9 protein-coding genes are annotated in these 15,209 nt (G+C 37.9%); 2 read left to right on the forward strand and 7 right to left on the reverse strand.

Going from position 1 to position 15,209, the window contains the following annotated elements; genetic code table 11:
- Positions 1-61: 61 nt before the first annotated feature.
- Entirely contained in the window at positions 62-601 is a 540-nt protein-coding gene (gene syd, locus PTRA_RS10525; protein ID WP_058374583.1) for a SecY-interacting protein, read from the reverse strand.
- A gap of 59 nt (positions 602-660) precedes the next feature.
- On the opposite strand from syd, the gene queF reads away from it, so the two are divergent.
- The gene (gene queF, locus PTRA_RS10530; RefSeq protein WP_058373737.1) at positions 661-1,506 is read left to right on the forward strand and encodes an NADPH-dependent 7-cyano-7-deazaguanine reductase QueF; all 846 of its coding nucleotides are present in this window, start codon (positions 661-663) and stop codon (positions 1,504-1,506) included.
- 38 nt (positions 1,507-1,544) lie between these two features.
- Here the strand turns inward: queF and PTRA_RS10535 are convergent, their stop codons facing one another.
- The 3 genes from PTRA_RS10535 to PTRA_RS10545 form a co-directional block, all read right to left on the reverse strand.
- Entirely contained in the window at positions 1,545-2,441 is an 897-nt protein-coding gene (locus PTRA_RS10535) for a peptidylprolyl isomerase (RefSeq protein WP_058373738.1), read from the reverse strand.
- Positions 2,442-2,537: 96 nt separating this feature from the next.
- A complete protein-coding gene (gene tamB, locus PTRA_RS10540; RefSeq protein WP_058373739.1) occupies positions 2,538-6,215 on the reverse strand; it encodes an autotransporter assembly complex protein TamB in 3,678 nt (1,225 codons plus the stop codon).
- Positions 6,215-7,942, reverse strand: coding sequence for an autotransporter assembly complex protein TamA (locus PTRA_RS10545; RefSeq protein WP_058374584.1), 1,728 nt, complete (start codon positions 7,940-7,942; stop codon positions 6,215-6,217). Before PTRA_RS10545 ends, tamB begins: the two co-directional genes overlap by 1 nt.
- Before the next feature lie 201 nt (positions 7,943-8,143).
- On the opposite strand from PTRA_RS10545, the gene PTRA_RS10550 reads away from it, so the two are divergent.
- Positions 8,144-8,479 carry a ribonuclease E inhibitor RraB gene (locus PTRA_RS10550; protein WP_011328642.1) on the forward strand — a complete coding sequence of 112 codons (336 nt, stop codon included), beginning with the start codon at positions 8,144-8,146 and terminating at the stop codon, positions 8,477-8,479.
- A gap of 36 nt (positions 8,480-8,515) precedes the next feature.
- Here PTRA_RS10550 and radD read toward each other — a convergent pair whose 3' ends face one another.
- The 3 genes from radD to PTRA_RS10565 all read right to left on the reverse strand — a co-directional run bounded on the left by radD (position 8,516) and on the right by PTRA_RS10565 (position 15,154).
- A complete protein-coding gene (gene radD, locus PTRA_RS10555) occupies positions 8,516-10,267 on the reverse strand; it encodes a DNA repair helicase RadD (protein WP_058373740.1) in 1,752 nt (583 codons plus the stop codon).
- Between the two features lie 260 nt (positions 10,268-10,527).
- Positions 10,528-13,416 (reverse strand): TonB-dependent receptor domain-containing protein, encoded by a 2,889-nt coding sequence (locus PTRA_RS10560; RefSeq protein WP_058373741.1) that lies wholly within the window; start codon positions 13,414-13,416, stop codon positions 10,528-10,530.
- 790 nt (positions 13,417-14,206) lie between these two features.
- Complete coding sequence (locus tag PTRA_RS10565; RefSeq protein WP_058373742.1) at positions 14,207-15,154, reverse strand: class I SAM-dependent methyltransferase; 948 nt, start codon at positions 15,152-15,154, stop codon at positions 14,207-14,209.
- Positions 15,155-15,209 lie beyond the last annotated feature (55 nt).

A 15,209-nucleotide genomic window follows, 5' to 3' on the forward strand; every position in this document is an offset into this window, starting at 1 on the left:
AAATTAATTCCGAGCTAATACTTTACACTAAATCCTTTTAAGGTAATTAAGCCAGTTTTAATTAAACCTCAAGCGCTTGCAAAAATGCTTCTATATTGGCAGCAAGCACATGATGCGTTTTTTTGCCTACGTACTCTAAGCACACTTCACCGCTGTGCAGTAACACACTTACTAACAAATCATCTTGTGCTGTTAACCCTATAAATACTGTTTCAGGTTGTTTAAGTTTACGCTTCATTAAAACGTGACCAGTTATATTTTGTTGCAATAAATCAAAGTCATCGCTATTCCATGCCTGCAACAATTCAACTTGATGACCATCAATACTGGCTTGAATGTTACCACCATACATGTGCCCATAAAGCGCATTTAAGCCACTTGGAAATGTAACATCTAATGCCTTAGCTAAATCATTAAGCGAGCCTGGGGGTTGCTGCAGCACAGCTTGCCACTGAATATTACCTTGCTGATCAACATTACCTATTTCACATGGGCTTGGCCACTGTTCATCGTGCGCCATAAGTGGATGTTTTTGCGTGTTTTTTATGGTTTTATCATTAAACCTTTGGTGTAGCTGGGCTAACTGCAATACAACAGACATACTATGAAACTCATTTAAATTAGATATAATGCCGCTATTGTAACTATTTAAGGGCAAACATGACAGATTACAGCAATTCTCCCGACCTTAAAGGCAGTGTGTTAGGCCAGTCAACTGAATATATAGATCAATATACTCCAAGCTTGCTTTTTCCAATTGCGCGTAAGCTAAATAGAGATGCTTTAAATATTGACGAAGCCGCTTTGCCATTTAAAGGCCAAGACATTTGGACTGGCTACGAGCTGTCGTGGTTAAACGCTAAAGGCAAGCCGCAAGTCGCTATCGCTGTATTTACTTTTGCCTGCCAAAGCAGTCATCTTGTTGAGTCTAAATCGTTTAAACTGTATTTAAATAGCTTTAACCAAACTCGATTTAACAGCCGTGATGAAGTAAAAAAGCATTTAGTTAAAGATCTAACCGCAGTGGTTAACAGCTTAGTGCAGGTAACTTTATACAATGCTGATGAGTATAACTGTCTTCCTTACACACCATTACCTGGTGAGTGTATTGATGATTTAGATATCGAAATTAATAACTACGATATTGATGCCCATTCACTTAAATCGCAAAGTAATAAAACGGTAACCGAAACCCTGCATAGCCACTTACTTAAATCTAACTGCTTAATTACCTCTCAACCCGATTGGGCAAGTGTAATTATTCGTTATACAGGTGAGCAAATATGTAGAGAGTCGTTACTGCGCTACTTAATTTCGTTTAGAACCCATAACGAGTTTCATGAACAATGCGTGGAGCGTATTTATAGCGATTTAAGTACTCAGCTCAGCATTAAAAATCTTGAAGTTTATGCACGCTATACGCGCCGTGGTGGCCTCGATATAAACCCGTATCGTTCAACTCATAATAACGACACGCCATTTGCAGTTAAAATTAACCGCCAATAAGCGTTTATTGTAATAAAAAAGGAGCCTAGGCTCCTTTTTTATTCACTACGTTTGGTGGGAATAGCCATAGCACACACGTCTATATAATTAGCTGTATGTACAAACCAAGGCTCAGAGCGATTTTTTCTTGCTGCAATTAGGTTTTTAAATGCCTGTGAATTTGTTTTCATCACTTTAAAAACACTTTTATCGCTGTTATTTATATCTTCAAGTACTTGAAGATCTGTTATTGGGTTAAATACCCCATCATTACGGGCGGTGCTCTCTAAGCGGTTAACATGCTCTATACCTTCAAGTACGCGCCCAAATACAGTGGTGTTTTTATCTAAATAACGTGGCGCTTGCCCTATAGTGATAAAAAACTCGGTGCCTGCACTATTTATATCGTTATCTCGCGCCATTGCAAATATGCCGTTGCAATGCACTTGCCAAGTTTGGGTTTGAAGTGCGTTTTGAGCAACCGCAAAACCATTTAAAAAACCAGTCATAGGTGCATAGCCATCACCTTCAAGGGCTGTAATTACCAGCGGTTGTTGGGTGGTTAAATAAAACTCGGCCAAAAGCGATTTATTTGCAGTTTTAATAATCTTTTTAGCACTACTATCACCACCTTGAGCTACAAATCCCTCAACAAAGCGATAAACACTTGTTCCTTGATAAAACCCTTCTCGCGCAAGCTTTTTAATGTTTTTTACATGCTTTGGAGCAAGCTGCGGATTAAGCTCAATATAAGTGGCACCTGTGGGTAGGGTTATTTTTAAAATATTTTGTGGGTTAACCACACGCCATTCGTCTTCGGCGGCTTTAGTAATAACGTCACTGGCAGTGTGCTTTATTTTAGGCTCACCTTGTTGCGTGGAAATGCTTTGTTTATATTGTCCAGCACAGCCATTTAATAACATAGCAACAGCCACTGTTAACAGGTACTTTTTCATAAATTAGCGCCTTATTATTATAGTTTTACATTAACCAAGCCTTTATTCTTGAGCTTGGTTAATACTTACTAACACCTGCTTTTTAACCGGTAGTTATTAGTCCCAATCAAACTTATAAAGTATATCTACGTTTTGATATAGCCCACTGGTTATTTCGATATAAAGCTGCGAGAGCAGCTGATAACGTATTGCCACTTCACTAAGAGAGTCAAAAATACCAACACTGTATTTTACTTGTAAGCTCGGTGCCACATAGCCTGATATTTCCACTTTTGTTTGCTCACCACTGCCTTTAGAAGTAAGGCTAACATCCGACAAACCAAACGTTTCACCCACTTTAGAAACCAAGCCCTCACTGCGGCTAACCCCCTGCGAAAGTAATAATTGAGTGAGCATTGCATCGGTGGAGCTATCGCCCTCGCCTAGTGGTTGGCCATTGAGTAAATAAGCCAACGCTTGTGCCTGATCCATCGCTGGCTCCGAAAACACTTTTAGCCTGGGTTGCTCTACATTACCTGTAAGCGTTACCCCAGCAATAACACCATTGGCGGTATTTTCGGGGTTACGAATGGCTTTAATATTTAAGTAAGGCTGTTCTATTGAGCCACTAAAGCCAACCTGGCCGGTACGAATTAATAAATCTTGACCAAATGCTAAGTATGTACCGTTAACTAACTTAAGCTCGCCTGTAGCAATAATTGGAGTTCCTTGGCTCATTTTAATTGCCAAGTCGCCTTCTACTTTAGATTCGAGACCGAATGATTCAATTTTCACGTCATTTTTTACAATCAGTTTTAAATCTATATCGTAATCAAAAGGCACTTTTTTAGTCGCTTGGGTTTTTTGATCAACGATTATTTCGTCATCGCTAACTTGCACAGCGCCCTCTGGCAGCTCTTCTATTTCAATTCGCCCATAAGGTACAATTACTTCACCCACAAGGTTTATTGCGTTGTTAGCCAAACCTATTTTTAAATTAGGAGATACTTTAAAAACAACCCCTTGCTGAGCACGTACATAAAATTGCTCACCAACTATTGCAACGTTAACGGCTGGTTGTTCACCTTGCCAATCTATGTCGCCATTTAATTTAATATTTCCGCCTTGGGGATCTGTTAAAAGGCCTTTAATTGTTGCTGTCGCTTTGTTAAATAAAATACTAACATTCGATTTTTCAAGTGCTATTGGTAGTTGCTCGCCTTGTAAATTAATGTCATCAATATTTACTTCACCTTCAAGGAGCGGCTCTTTTAATGTACCTGCTAATGCAATTTTACCGCTAATATTACCCTTAAGCTGCTCAATAGTGTCTAAAAATGGCTGCAAGTTAGAAAACAATATTTTATCTATGTTTACATTACCGCTTAATGCTTGCGTATTTTGTATGTCATCTACATTAATTTGCGTGGTAATTTCACCTAACACGCTAGAGTCTAAATTAGCTGTTAATTTACCTGTTTGAGAATCAGTAAATGCATTCACACTAAGTGTTTCTATTGGTAAACGAAAGTTATCTTCTTCGGAATTGTATTTGGCTATTAAGTTATTTGAATTTAAAGAAGCGCGTAATGTTTTCAGCACGCTCGCTTGCCAGTTTGCAACAAATTCACCTGTTAAAGCGCCTTCTACGCCCACATTATCTGGTAGTAAATGCTTTAGCTCCTCAAGTGCTAAGTTGGTTAATTTAGCATTGAATTGACCTAACTGTTTATTTTGCAACAAAGTGTCGATGCACAACTCACTTTGTGCAGACTGCCAGCAGTGCTTACTTATATCAAAATCGCCTGTTTGGGTATTTACGTTAAGCGTAATTTTTTTACTATTGTTAAAGCTTAATTTTTTATCGCTTAACTGCACATTACTCAATTCGCCTTGCCAAACCGCATTAGTAAGTTGGCCATTAACTTCAAACTCAACTGCACCTTTTTGCGCATCAACAGATGCGGTAAGTTGGTGATCTTTTTTATCTCCTGTTGCATCTATTTTTACACTGTTAATTTGTTGCTCAGCAACTAAAGCCGAACCAACATCTATTGCAATATTAGTTTGCCAATCGGCCGCTGTATCAAGATCAGCTTTAACAGATAACTTACTTATGTTTATTTCATCAAAAATAAAGCGATCTAGCATTAATGCTAAATCAACTGATGGTGTTAGCCTTTGGCCTCTAAGGGCTATATTGGCCTTACCATCTGCAATAAATGGCATATTAGCCTGCTCATCACTTTGCAGTGTTATATTGCCATCCACTAACCATTTGCTATCTATTTGGCCATTGAGTTCTAATTTATTTTTACCACTGCTTAAATAAAAACTATCAATATTAGCTTTTAATGCATTATCTAGCCTAAAGTTTGCAGCAAACTCTAATGGCACGTCGTTAAGTGTGCCGGTGAGTTTGGTATTATTCATTTTCAGTTGCCAAGTATCCGTTTGTGCATTAAATGAGCCTTTAAACTGCCCAGAAATATCACTCGTTACTGCATCTGTTAAGTATTGAGCTTTTAAATGCGATAGCGTCCCTGCAAAATCTGCTTTTATACCTTGTTGCCAGTTAACATTAGCATTTATTTTTGCAGTGCTGTCGTTGGCCTTAACCGACAATGTAGAAAGCTGTGCGTGAGTAAGTGTACCCGTTAATTGTGTGTTTAAATCAACGGCCGGGTACGCGCCTAACTGGCTCGTTGCAGTTAAACTAAGTTGATAGTCATCTGCGTTGCCCTGCGCGCTTAAATTAACCTTACGTAGCGTTAACTGCTCGCTTTGTGCGTCGATAAGCCATTGGTTTATTTTACCTTTAACTGTAAATGGGTAGTTTGTTTGCTTTAAATTAGCATTGGCATTTAAACTAAGCGGAAATTGCCCTGTGGTTTCCAAATCAACATTTAAATTTGCCAAGTCGCCACTGAGTAATAAGTCAGCTTGGTGTTGCTGGCTTTTTAATACAATATGACCTTTTAGCGGCATATTACCTGCAAGTTCTGTGTTAAGTTGTGTATTTAATTGCCACTGCTGATAACGAGCAGCTAAAGAATGTAAATTTATTTTGGCATCTTCCACACTCATTTGCAGTGCTATATTTTCTATCTCATAGTCTTGTTCACCCTGCTTTATAGCCACTTTATCAATATCAAACTGCTCAATGGTTATATCCAGTGGTGAAGTAAATTCGATATTAGGCAGTGCAGGAAGCTGCGTAATTGCCGTTGACGCTGTTTGTGTTTGCTGGGATTGGGCTTGCTCTTTTAGCGTAACCAGTATTTTAGGTATGTTTAAGCTTTTTACTACAAGCTCTGATCCCATAGCTTTTGCCGATAGCTTAAAGTTATCAACTCGCACGTTGGCGCTTGGGTGTTCTAAAGTAAATGCTTTTACCGCTATATTTTTAACCGCAATATTAAAAGGTAAAGTAATTTTAGTTAATGGTTCAGATGGCTCTTCAGCAACTGCTTCAGGTGATTGCTCCAAAGTTAAAGCAATTGTATTAGCACTTAAATTATCAATACAAATGCCGTCGCACTGCCACCAAAATAAATTAAGCTTTAGTTGCTGGGCATTAAAGTCTACCTCGTTATTGTTATACCGAACATTAAATACATCGTTATATAAAAAGCGGCCGTTTTTAATGTCAATATTTAAACCATCAACCAACTTGTTTGCACTGTAGGCAATAAATTGATTTCCGGGTGACGTAAATAATATACAAAATACGGTTATTAGCAGTATGACTAAAATAGCACTGACACTTGCGGTTATTTTTTTAAATACAGACATTAAATTTCAGGCCCTATAGTAATACTCAAACGGGTGCTTTTACTTTCTTTGGTAAGCCCCCAAGCGTGGTCTATTCTTACCGGACCTACAGGCGTTAAATAACGAAAACCAAACCCAGCACCTACTTCAAATCTATCCGAAAAATCGTTGGTTGCAGTACCTCCATCAACAAATAAAGCAGCTCGCCAATTTTGCGCAAACTGATAGTTGTACTCTGCAGTACCAGAGACTAAGTACTTACCCCCTATTAGCTGCCCTTCATCGTTTTCGGGTGAAATTGATTGATACGCAAAACCACGCACACTTTGATCGCCACCAGCAAAAAAGCGCAGTGAATACGGCACATTAGCTATATTATCAACCAACATGGCGCCTAAGTTCGCTTTTAAAAACACTAAATGGCGGTCTAAATAAGTTCTCAGCCAAGCATTTTGTAACTGCACGCGGATCAAGTTAGTGCTAGATAGTACATCTTCTACGCCAAATTCTGCAGATATTAACCACTGTTCACCCCAATAAGGGGTTGTTCCACCTTTTGATTTTTTGCGTGCATAACTAATACCCGGCATTAACATTTCACTGCTTTCTTCTTCGTCGTCACCTATTCTATATGTTTCATGGTCGCGACGTATAAAAGCGGTGCGCACCCAGTTATTGTCAGTTAGCCATTGGCGTTGTACTTGCCCGGTAAGTATTTCACTATAAATATTATTAGTTAATTCATCTTCAAGTTTATAACCTACCGAAAAACGCCATAAATCGTCATTAGGATCATCCACTGGAATTGTATAAGCCATTGAAATATCTTGTTGTCGCTCAGACACGTTTAAGTTACTTTCTAGGTAATGGCCATCTTGCGTTATCCATGGTTTGCTCCATTTAAAGCGCACTTTAGGGCCTAAGTCAGTACTAAAGCCACCACCCACTTCATAGCTATTTGCAGGTTTATGTAATACATCTACTTTTATCGGTACTTGGTTATTTTTACGTTCGGTTATATCTGCATATACTCGTACACTGGTAAAATAAGGAGTGCTTGATAAATCAAGGTTATAATCGGCTATGTGGGTCGATTTATATGGTTGCCCTTTAGCAAAAGGCGCTAAAGAACGAATATACTTTTCAGCAGGTGTATCGCTAGCAATTACAATATCGCCAAACTGATAACGCACCCCAGTTTCAATAATAAAAGTGACTTCTGCGCTGTGCTTCCCCAAAGATACTTCTAGCTTACGCGCAGGCCATTTAGCATCAAAATAACCTAGCTCTAACAGCATTGATTCTATTTTTTTATGCGTGCTGTCGTAATGTCCGTGGTTTAAAATATCTCCCTGTTTTAGGGTAATATTATTAATTACTGCCAATAAAGCAGGATCTTGCTTGCCAGCGCCCTTTACACTTATATTAATTGCTGCAATACGAGTTGCTGGTCCTCGATCAACTCTAACCACCAAATCACGCTCATCTTTGTCAAAGTTAACCTCTACTTTAGGGCTGTAATACCCTAATGCTTTGATACTATTTTCGACTTGTTTTTTTGCATAACGGCGCAGGGTCAAAGTTGGCTTTTCACCTATAAGTTGTTTTAAATAAAGCGCAACATTTTTTTCTAAATCGTCATTAATCCCTTTAATCTCATAATCTTCTATTACATTTTCAGAGGCAACAGACTGAGCACTCAGAAGAATGCAAAAAACAAACATGTAACGCAAAAACTGATTAAACAAGTAAATATCCTTACCTTTAATTCTTAAAATATAACGATGCATCAATTCTATAATATCATAGCCGTAATGAGCCTTACATTAACTTAATAGCTTCCCACTGTCATAATATGCAATCTATAATATTAAAATTAGTACGCTTTAAACGTTTATTTTGGTTACAATGGCCTTAACAAGTACACAATAATTTTAATGAGTTTTTTAATGCAATTTCCTGATGACGAAAATGGCCAACTTTTAGCCGAAATAGCCGCCGCTGGTATTGATTTAAGTAAAATGCACCAAGTCGATTTTTATATTTTATTTGAGCAACAAAGCGATGCAGAAAAGTTTGCCAAAGAAGTAGTAGCCGATACATTAGTACAGCATGCTGAACTCGAAAAATGCCAAGACACTGGCGTATGGGAAGTAATTACTCAAGTACAAATGGTTCCTGAGCACACTCTATTAGGCCAAGCTGAGCAATACATTGAAAGCATAGCTAATAACTTTAACGGTTACGGCGATGGTTGGGGATTAATGGACGCAGAAGAAGCTTAACCTGCATTGCCAAGCTAAATTATAAATCAGTTAAACCTAAGGGTTTAACTGATTAGCTTTTCTAAAGCTGCCTTTATAATCAAATAGCTTATCTGCTACCTTCCAGCCATATTTTTTACTTTTACGGGCTATTACAAAGTCGGGCGCAATTAAATCAAACTGCGCGTTAATTATTTGCTCTGCTGTTTTAAATTTTACGGGCGCTTGCCCTTGTCCTACTCGCTTACCAAATTGCCGATTAAAAATATACGCCGCCCCTTTATTGGCAATATCGTAAACTTCGTCGCAACTTGCACCGTCTTCGTCAAAATACGTTACTTTAATCATCTCATTTTTAAGCAGGGTCACACTTAAACCACTACAACGAAGTACGAGTGCGTCTTTTAAGTTTAGTGCATTGCGTAACTTATCATCAGGGTCGGCCATTACCGCACCGCAATCATGGCATTTACGTGCGGCTATATCGTTTTGCGCACCACATTCATCACACTCTTTAAAGCGAAAACGATAATCGCACTGCTCTTTATTACCTTCATCATCTTCTAGCAAGCCCTTACAGCGCCTACCAAAGTGTTCAATCACCTTTCCTGTAGAGTCAGTTTTACCCCAATAAATATTAGCAAAGCCACAACCAGGACAAAGCACTTGTACCGGCTCATTATCGCTATCACCTTTTTTATCGCCAACCTCAGGGTGAAACAAATCAAAACCATTTCCGGCATAATCAATCACCAAACAATCTGTTTTTGAATCGGCTAATCTAAGCCCTCTGCCAACAATTTGCTGGTATAAACTCACCGACTCCGTAGGGCGTAAAATAGCAATAAAATCAACATGAGGTGCATCAAATCCGGTGGTGAGTACAGATATATTAACCAGGTATTTTAAGTGTTTGGCTTTAAATTGCTTAATTATTTTATCGCGTTCGCTATTCGGTGTATCACCTGTAATTAAGGCGCTTTGCTGGTGAGGTAAATAGCTTAAAATTTCTTGTGCGTGCATAACCGTAGCGGCAAAAATCATAATACCCTGGCGGTTTTCACTATATTGTATTACTTGTTGTAAAATGGCCTGCGTTGCGCGTGCACTGTTTTTTAATAACGCATTCATATCCTCATTAGTATAACGGCCAAACGCATCACTGGTTAACGCCGAAAAATCGTAATGACTAATCGCCGCGTCCACTTCATTGGGTGGCGTTAAATAGTTATGTTTGATCATATAGCGCAGCGGTAATTCAAAAATACAGCTTTTAAATGGGCTGTCTTTATTGCCCCGTACAAAACCATGATAGTGATGATGATAAATCCACCCCATGCCTAATCGATAAGGCGTTGCCGTTAACCCTAATACTTTTAATTGTGGATTATGTGCTTGTAAGGCATTAATAACTTTACCGTATTGGCTTTTTTTATCACCATTAACTCTATGGCACTCATCAATAATTAACAGTGAATAATGCTCATTAAGCTGATCTAAATTACGCGATAGCGACTGCACACTGGCAAAAGTAACCTGATGGTTTAACGATTTTTCTTTTAATCCTGCCGAAAATATACTCGCCTCAAGCCCAAAGCTTTTATATTTTTGTGAGTTTTGCTCTACTAACTCTTTAACATGCGCCAGTACTAATATTTTTTGTTTAGCAATACGCGCAAGCTCTGCAATTACCAAGCTTTTACCCGCGCCAGTAGGTAATACAATCACTGCGGGATCATTGGTTTTTCTAAAGTGTAAAACGGTACGTTCAACCGCCTCGATCTGATAAGGTCTTAGGGTGTAGGTCATGAGTTATAAAAGGTCTCAATGCGGTTAGCGATTAGATGTTGAACAACAAATTCTTTTTAATATTAGCTCTATAAAATTTTAATTTTCATATGGAACAACCGTTTTACTCAGTGAAATATAAACCCTGAAGACTATATTATTTATAAATATAAAAAAATACCCATAATCAAAATGATTATGGGTATTTTATAGATTACTGCACCAATTAGTAGTTCTTAAATACTCTATTAATATAGGTTTTTATACACTATAAATTATATTTAGAACTTGTAAGTCGCTTGAAGGTAAGCAAATCTGCCAATATTATCGTATATTGCTGAACCTGCTCCAGTGCCTGTTGTACTCCCAGGTAATTGACGATTAAATAGGTTATCAACGCCTACTTTAAAGCCAACGCCACTATCAAAGTTATAACCAACTGATGCGTCTGTTATAAAGTATGAGCCGTAACGCATTTGATTTGAAGGGTTTGGATTTCTTTCTAATTCTTTATGATCGTATAGCTCAACACCATTAATAAAGCGAGTGCTAAAGCCTATAGCGAGGTTCTCATAAGTATAATTAACAGAAATATTGCCCTGCCATGTTTCATCGCCTAATACACCTTCAGAATCAGTGTAGTTTTCTGGTTCTGCAGAGAAGGGATAATCTTTTGATTCAATCAAATAAGTACCAATAAAACTAGTATCGAAACTACCACCTAAAGCATCAAAATCATAACCTACTTCAAAATCTACACCAGAGTTGGTGCTGCGTGCGATATTAAGTGCAAAACCTTTCAGTAAGGTAATCTCGCTGGTATTTGGATCGCGAGTTATTAAGCCACAAAACTGATTATCAATGCCTGTAGGTGAATCTACACAACGATCAATAATTGTTTGAAAACCAATGCCACTTATTGTGTCATCAATATCTATTTCCCAGTAATCGGCTGTAACGCTAAATCCTTCTAACCACTCTGGTTGATATACAATACCTGCAGTAATTGATCTAGACTCTTCAGGTTGAAGATCTGGATTACCGCCGACTAAAGTCTCTAAGGTTGCACTATCATAATTAGAGTCAAATCCTGCCGGAACACCCAAGGCTGCACAGTTAGCTGCACGTGTTGCGCGACCACCGGCACTTAATTGATCCAGTTCAGACACTTTACAGCTATCATCTACACTCGCAAATGACTGACTTTGTCCTGAAAATAACTCATCAATATTAGGGGCACGCATCGCTTCAGATAAGGTAAAACGAGCACGCAATTCAGGGGTGATAGTCCAGTCAAGACCTAATTTCCAGCTGGTTGCATCACCAATTGTTGAGTAATCAGCATAGCGAACTGCAGTGTCAAAAACTAAAGTGTCAATCAAAAATACATCTTCAATTAAAGGTACCGATAATTCAAAAAAGGCTTCAGTTACATCATAGCCACCATCAGTCTCACCTAAGGCATTAAAGAACGTCGCACCTGTTTTAGCAAAAGCATCTTCAATCGTTACACTGCTTTCATCGCGATACTCAACACCACCAGCAAAACCAACCATTCCAGCTGGCAGCTCAAAAATAGCTGAGTTGCTAAATGTTGCATTAAATACTGTTTGCTTAATTTCAGATGTACCTGTTGATGTTGTTGTTACATAATCAATCGCTTCTTGGCTAATTGCACCATCACCCATTATGTTTGCGGCTACACATCCATTCGCTCTTGCATCTGCATCACGACAAACAATATCGCCATTTCCATCAAAAATTGCATCGATTGCATTTGCATAATTAGCCATAATTACGTTTGCACCATTGATACGTTCTATCTCTGATTTACCGTGTACTAAAGAAAGATCCATTGACCAGTCATCACTGATATTACCTTGGATCCCGGCGACAAAACGCGTTGTTTCACGCGTATTTTCCTCAAGACGGCGGCCAACATCGTTATACATTTTATTAACGCCAATAACAGATAAGCCTTTTTCGTCCATCATTGCAGCTGTATCTGGAGTTAAAAAAGCATTGTCACGCTTAATTAAATTTGCGCCACTGTAAAAGCGAAAGAAAGGTTGACCTATGTTCTCACCTTCAGTTTTTGAATATTTCGCTTGAAAGTATGCATTTAACTCATCTGTTACATCATAATTTGTTTTAAAGTTAAAGTTTACACGATCGAACTTAGGTTGAATTTCTGAATATTGGCGTAAGTTAATAAAATCACAACCAGGGCTGGCACAGTAATTACCATCATCAATAGCGCCAGTGTATACATCACCCAAAGTGCTATCGCCATTAAACTTACCTAAAATGCCACCCGTATTTGGATCCCAAACAGTACCCGCATTCGAAATTAAGTAATAACCCGCATTAGGGACTACTATTTTATCCGGATAAGCTTCACTATCAATTTGACCATCTGGACGCGCTTGACCTGTTACAACTTCATACGGCATAGACGAATATGATGTTGCTGTCCAAGGGTTATCTAGCGAGTTTAAAGAGTTTTGTGAATTGTATTCTACCGAAAATGCAGCATTACCACGACCTTCAGCAAAATCTTTACCATAAGATAAAGTATACTTTTCATTTTGATAAGAGCTATTATCGGCAAAACCTTTCGTTGCCGAAACATTGAAGCCCGTTATATCTTTTTTAAGAATAAAGTTAACCACACCTGTCACCGCATCTGCGCCGTATACAGCTGATGCGCCACCAGTGATAATCTCAACTTTTTCAATCCAAGCGCTTGGAATAGTATTAGTATCTACTGAAGAAGTACCTGGAGCACTAGCAACGTGACGTTTACCATCGACTAAAACCAGTGTCCGCTCACTGCCCATTCCACGTAAATCTAATAAACTGATACCGGCCGTACCAATAAAACGACCTGAGTTTGCAAGTGAATACGTAGTAGCTAATGCGGGTAGTTTATTAAGTACTTCACCGATATTCATAGCCCCAGTGTTTACTAAATCGTCCCCACTAATAACTGTCACTGGTGATGGTGATATAGCTCCTTCACGTAATATACGCGAACCTGTAACTTCTATCCGTTCTACTTTTTCTGCGCCTTCTTGAGCAGCAATTGTGCTTGCTGAAAATGCAGCTGTTGATGCTGCACCAAAAGCAATCGCTAAGCGAACTGCTTTTGAAACTTTAGTATTTAACATTTTATTGTCCCTATAGTTTTATTTTTATCATTGTTTTATGAAAAATAAAGCTACGTTATCTGCATAGCATCTATTTTCAAATTAAAGGGTATTACTAAGTACACCACCAGGTCAACACCTGGCTAACATAAAAACAACCTTCATTTACATACATTTACAATGAACATGTATTCATATAAACACAATGACTAATATCTGATAAACAATTTTCCACACTTATTGTTGGTAATAATGTCTATCTGAAATTGATTTTTTAGGAGCATAAGTATCAATTGATAAAATTCAGCTTGCCTTGGCTGGCAAGCCATAGAGCAAAATTAAAAGTATAAAAGAGGAGCTAATATTACTTACAATTAATCTCTATATTATGTTTGGTTTAGTTATTATTAAGCTAGTTTTTACATTAAAATTGTAAATAAAGCCCATACTAAAGCAGTAACATATTACTAACTATATAAACTAATTGAGCTTAACTGCACAAAAGCATAACAGTAGCTACTACACACTTACTAAGTCACTTAGCGGATTAATAACTTTTAAAGCTTATATAAAATAAGCAGAGGGGTTATACGCTTCAAGTCAGAAAGATAACTATTTAAAACAGACCGCTACAGTATTAATAGCCTGCAGGCTGTTGCGTTATTAATGGAGGGATAATTGGTTGTAATAAGCAGATAGTAATTTACAACTCTTTTTTTACTTAATTTAAACAGCAATGAAGAACTACATAGCTATTTATTATTGTACTAATTTACACTTTTAAATTAGTACAATACATTCAATGTTAAATTTACTTCCGTGCTTTTATAACCCAACAAAAAATACCTGCGTCTATTTTAATAACATCGAACTCGTAGCTAGACCAATTATCTTGCAGAAGGGTTTTTATATACTCAACATCTGAGTTTGACCACGATGCGGCTTGTTGATCTTGTAAGCGAAGCTGAAAAGAATATAAGTTATCGCGGAGCTCTTCTACTCTTTTACTGTCTGTTTGCGGCCAATCAATGATCGCTGGAAGTAGCTCTTTTACTAACAAATTAAACCAGTCTAGCTCATCTTCACTGCTGCATTGACTCTGCTGATATTTTACTTGCTGTAACAGGTTTACATTTTTTTGCTTAAATTGAACTTGTTGCTCAGCAGTGGGCTCTACCTTATTTGTAATAGACTGGCAAAGATCAGCAAAGTCTTGCAGTTGCAATAACAAACCATTGTCTTGATTCAAGTCTTTGAGTACTTTTAGTCCAACTTGACAATCTGTAGAAATAAATGAGTCTTGGTGGTGTACTAACGCAATAAATTCACCATTAGGTTTTAATGCCTTATTTACCGCTAAAAGAGCGGCGGCGGGCTCTGCATACTCAAAACCAAATTGGCTTATAACACTATCAAATTGAATGTTCTCAAACGCTAAGGTTTCAGAGGGCATATTGCCATAAAAGTGTATTTTTTCGAGGTGTTTGTAATTAGGATCTGAGGGGGCATGTTGAGATAATGGTGCTATGCTTGCCGCGTCTGATGCATAAACATCAAAACTTGCATTAAATTGCTGCGCTAAAACAGCCAGTCCACCATTCCCAGTAGCTAGGTCTAAAATTGTAGTTGATTCAGGTAGTGATTTAAAAATAGTTTGCCAAAAATTTGCGACAATGCCTTTATAACCTTGACTGTGCTCCCCTTCTGCAAAACTATTAAGTGATTTGGTCCTTGACCAGTATGAATTCCAATGTTGCATTTTTTACCCATAAAAAAAGGTGGGTTTTAAACCCACCTTTTTATTTAACTTATTT

The organism is Pseudoalteromonas translucida KMM 520, from assembly GCF_001465295.1.
GTDB classification, from domain to species: domain Bacteria; phylum Pseudomonadota; class Gammaproteobacteria; order Enterobacterales; family Alteromonadaceae; genus Pseudoalteromonas; species Pseudoalteromonas translucida.

What these genes read in the sequence shown, in the direction of transcription:
- syd (WP_058374583.1), bottom strand. Translation starts at nt 601, where the DNA reads ATGTCTGTTGTATTGCAGTTAGCCCAGCTACACCAAAGGTTTAATGAT.
- queF (WP_058373737.1), top strand. Translation starts at nt 661, where the DNA reads ATGACAGATTACAGCAATTCTCCCGACCTTAAAGGCAGTGTGTTAGGC.
- PTRA_RS10535 (WP_058373738.1), bottom strand. Translation starts at nt 2,441, where the DNA reads ATGAAAAAGTACCTGTTAACAGTGGCTGTTGCTATGTTATTAAATGGC.
- tamB (WP_058373739.1), bottom strand. Translation starts at nt 6,215, where the DNA reads ATGTCTGTATTTAAAAAAATAACCGCAAGTGTCAGTGCTATTTTAGTC.
- PTRA_RS10550 (WP_011328642.1), top strand. Translation starts at nt 8,144, where the DNA reads ATGCAATTTCCTGATGACGAAAATGGCCAACTTTTAGCCGAAATAGCC.
- radD (WP_058373740.1), bottom strand. Translation starts at nt 10,267, where the DNA reads ATGACCTACACCCTAAGACCTTATCAGATCGAGGCGGTTGAACGTACC.
- PTRA_RS10560 (WP_058373741.1), bottom strand. Translation starts at nt 13,416, where the DNA reads ATGTTAAATACTAAAGTTTCAAAAGCAGTTCGCTTAGCGATTGCTTTT.
- PTRA_RS10565 (WP_058373742.1), bottom strand. Translation starts at nt 15,154, where the DNA reads ATGCAACATTGGAATTCATACTGGTCAAGGACCAAATCACTTAATAGT.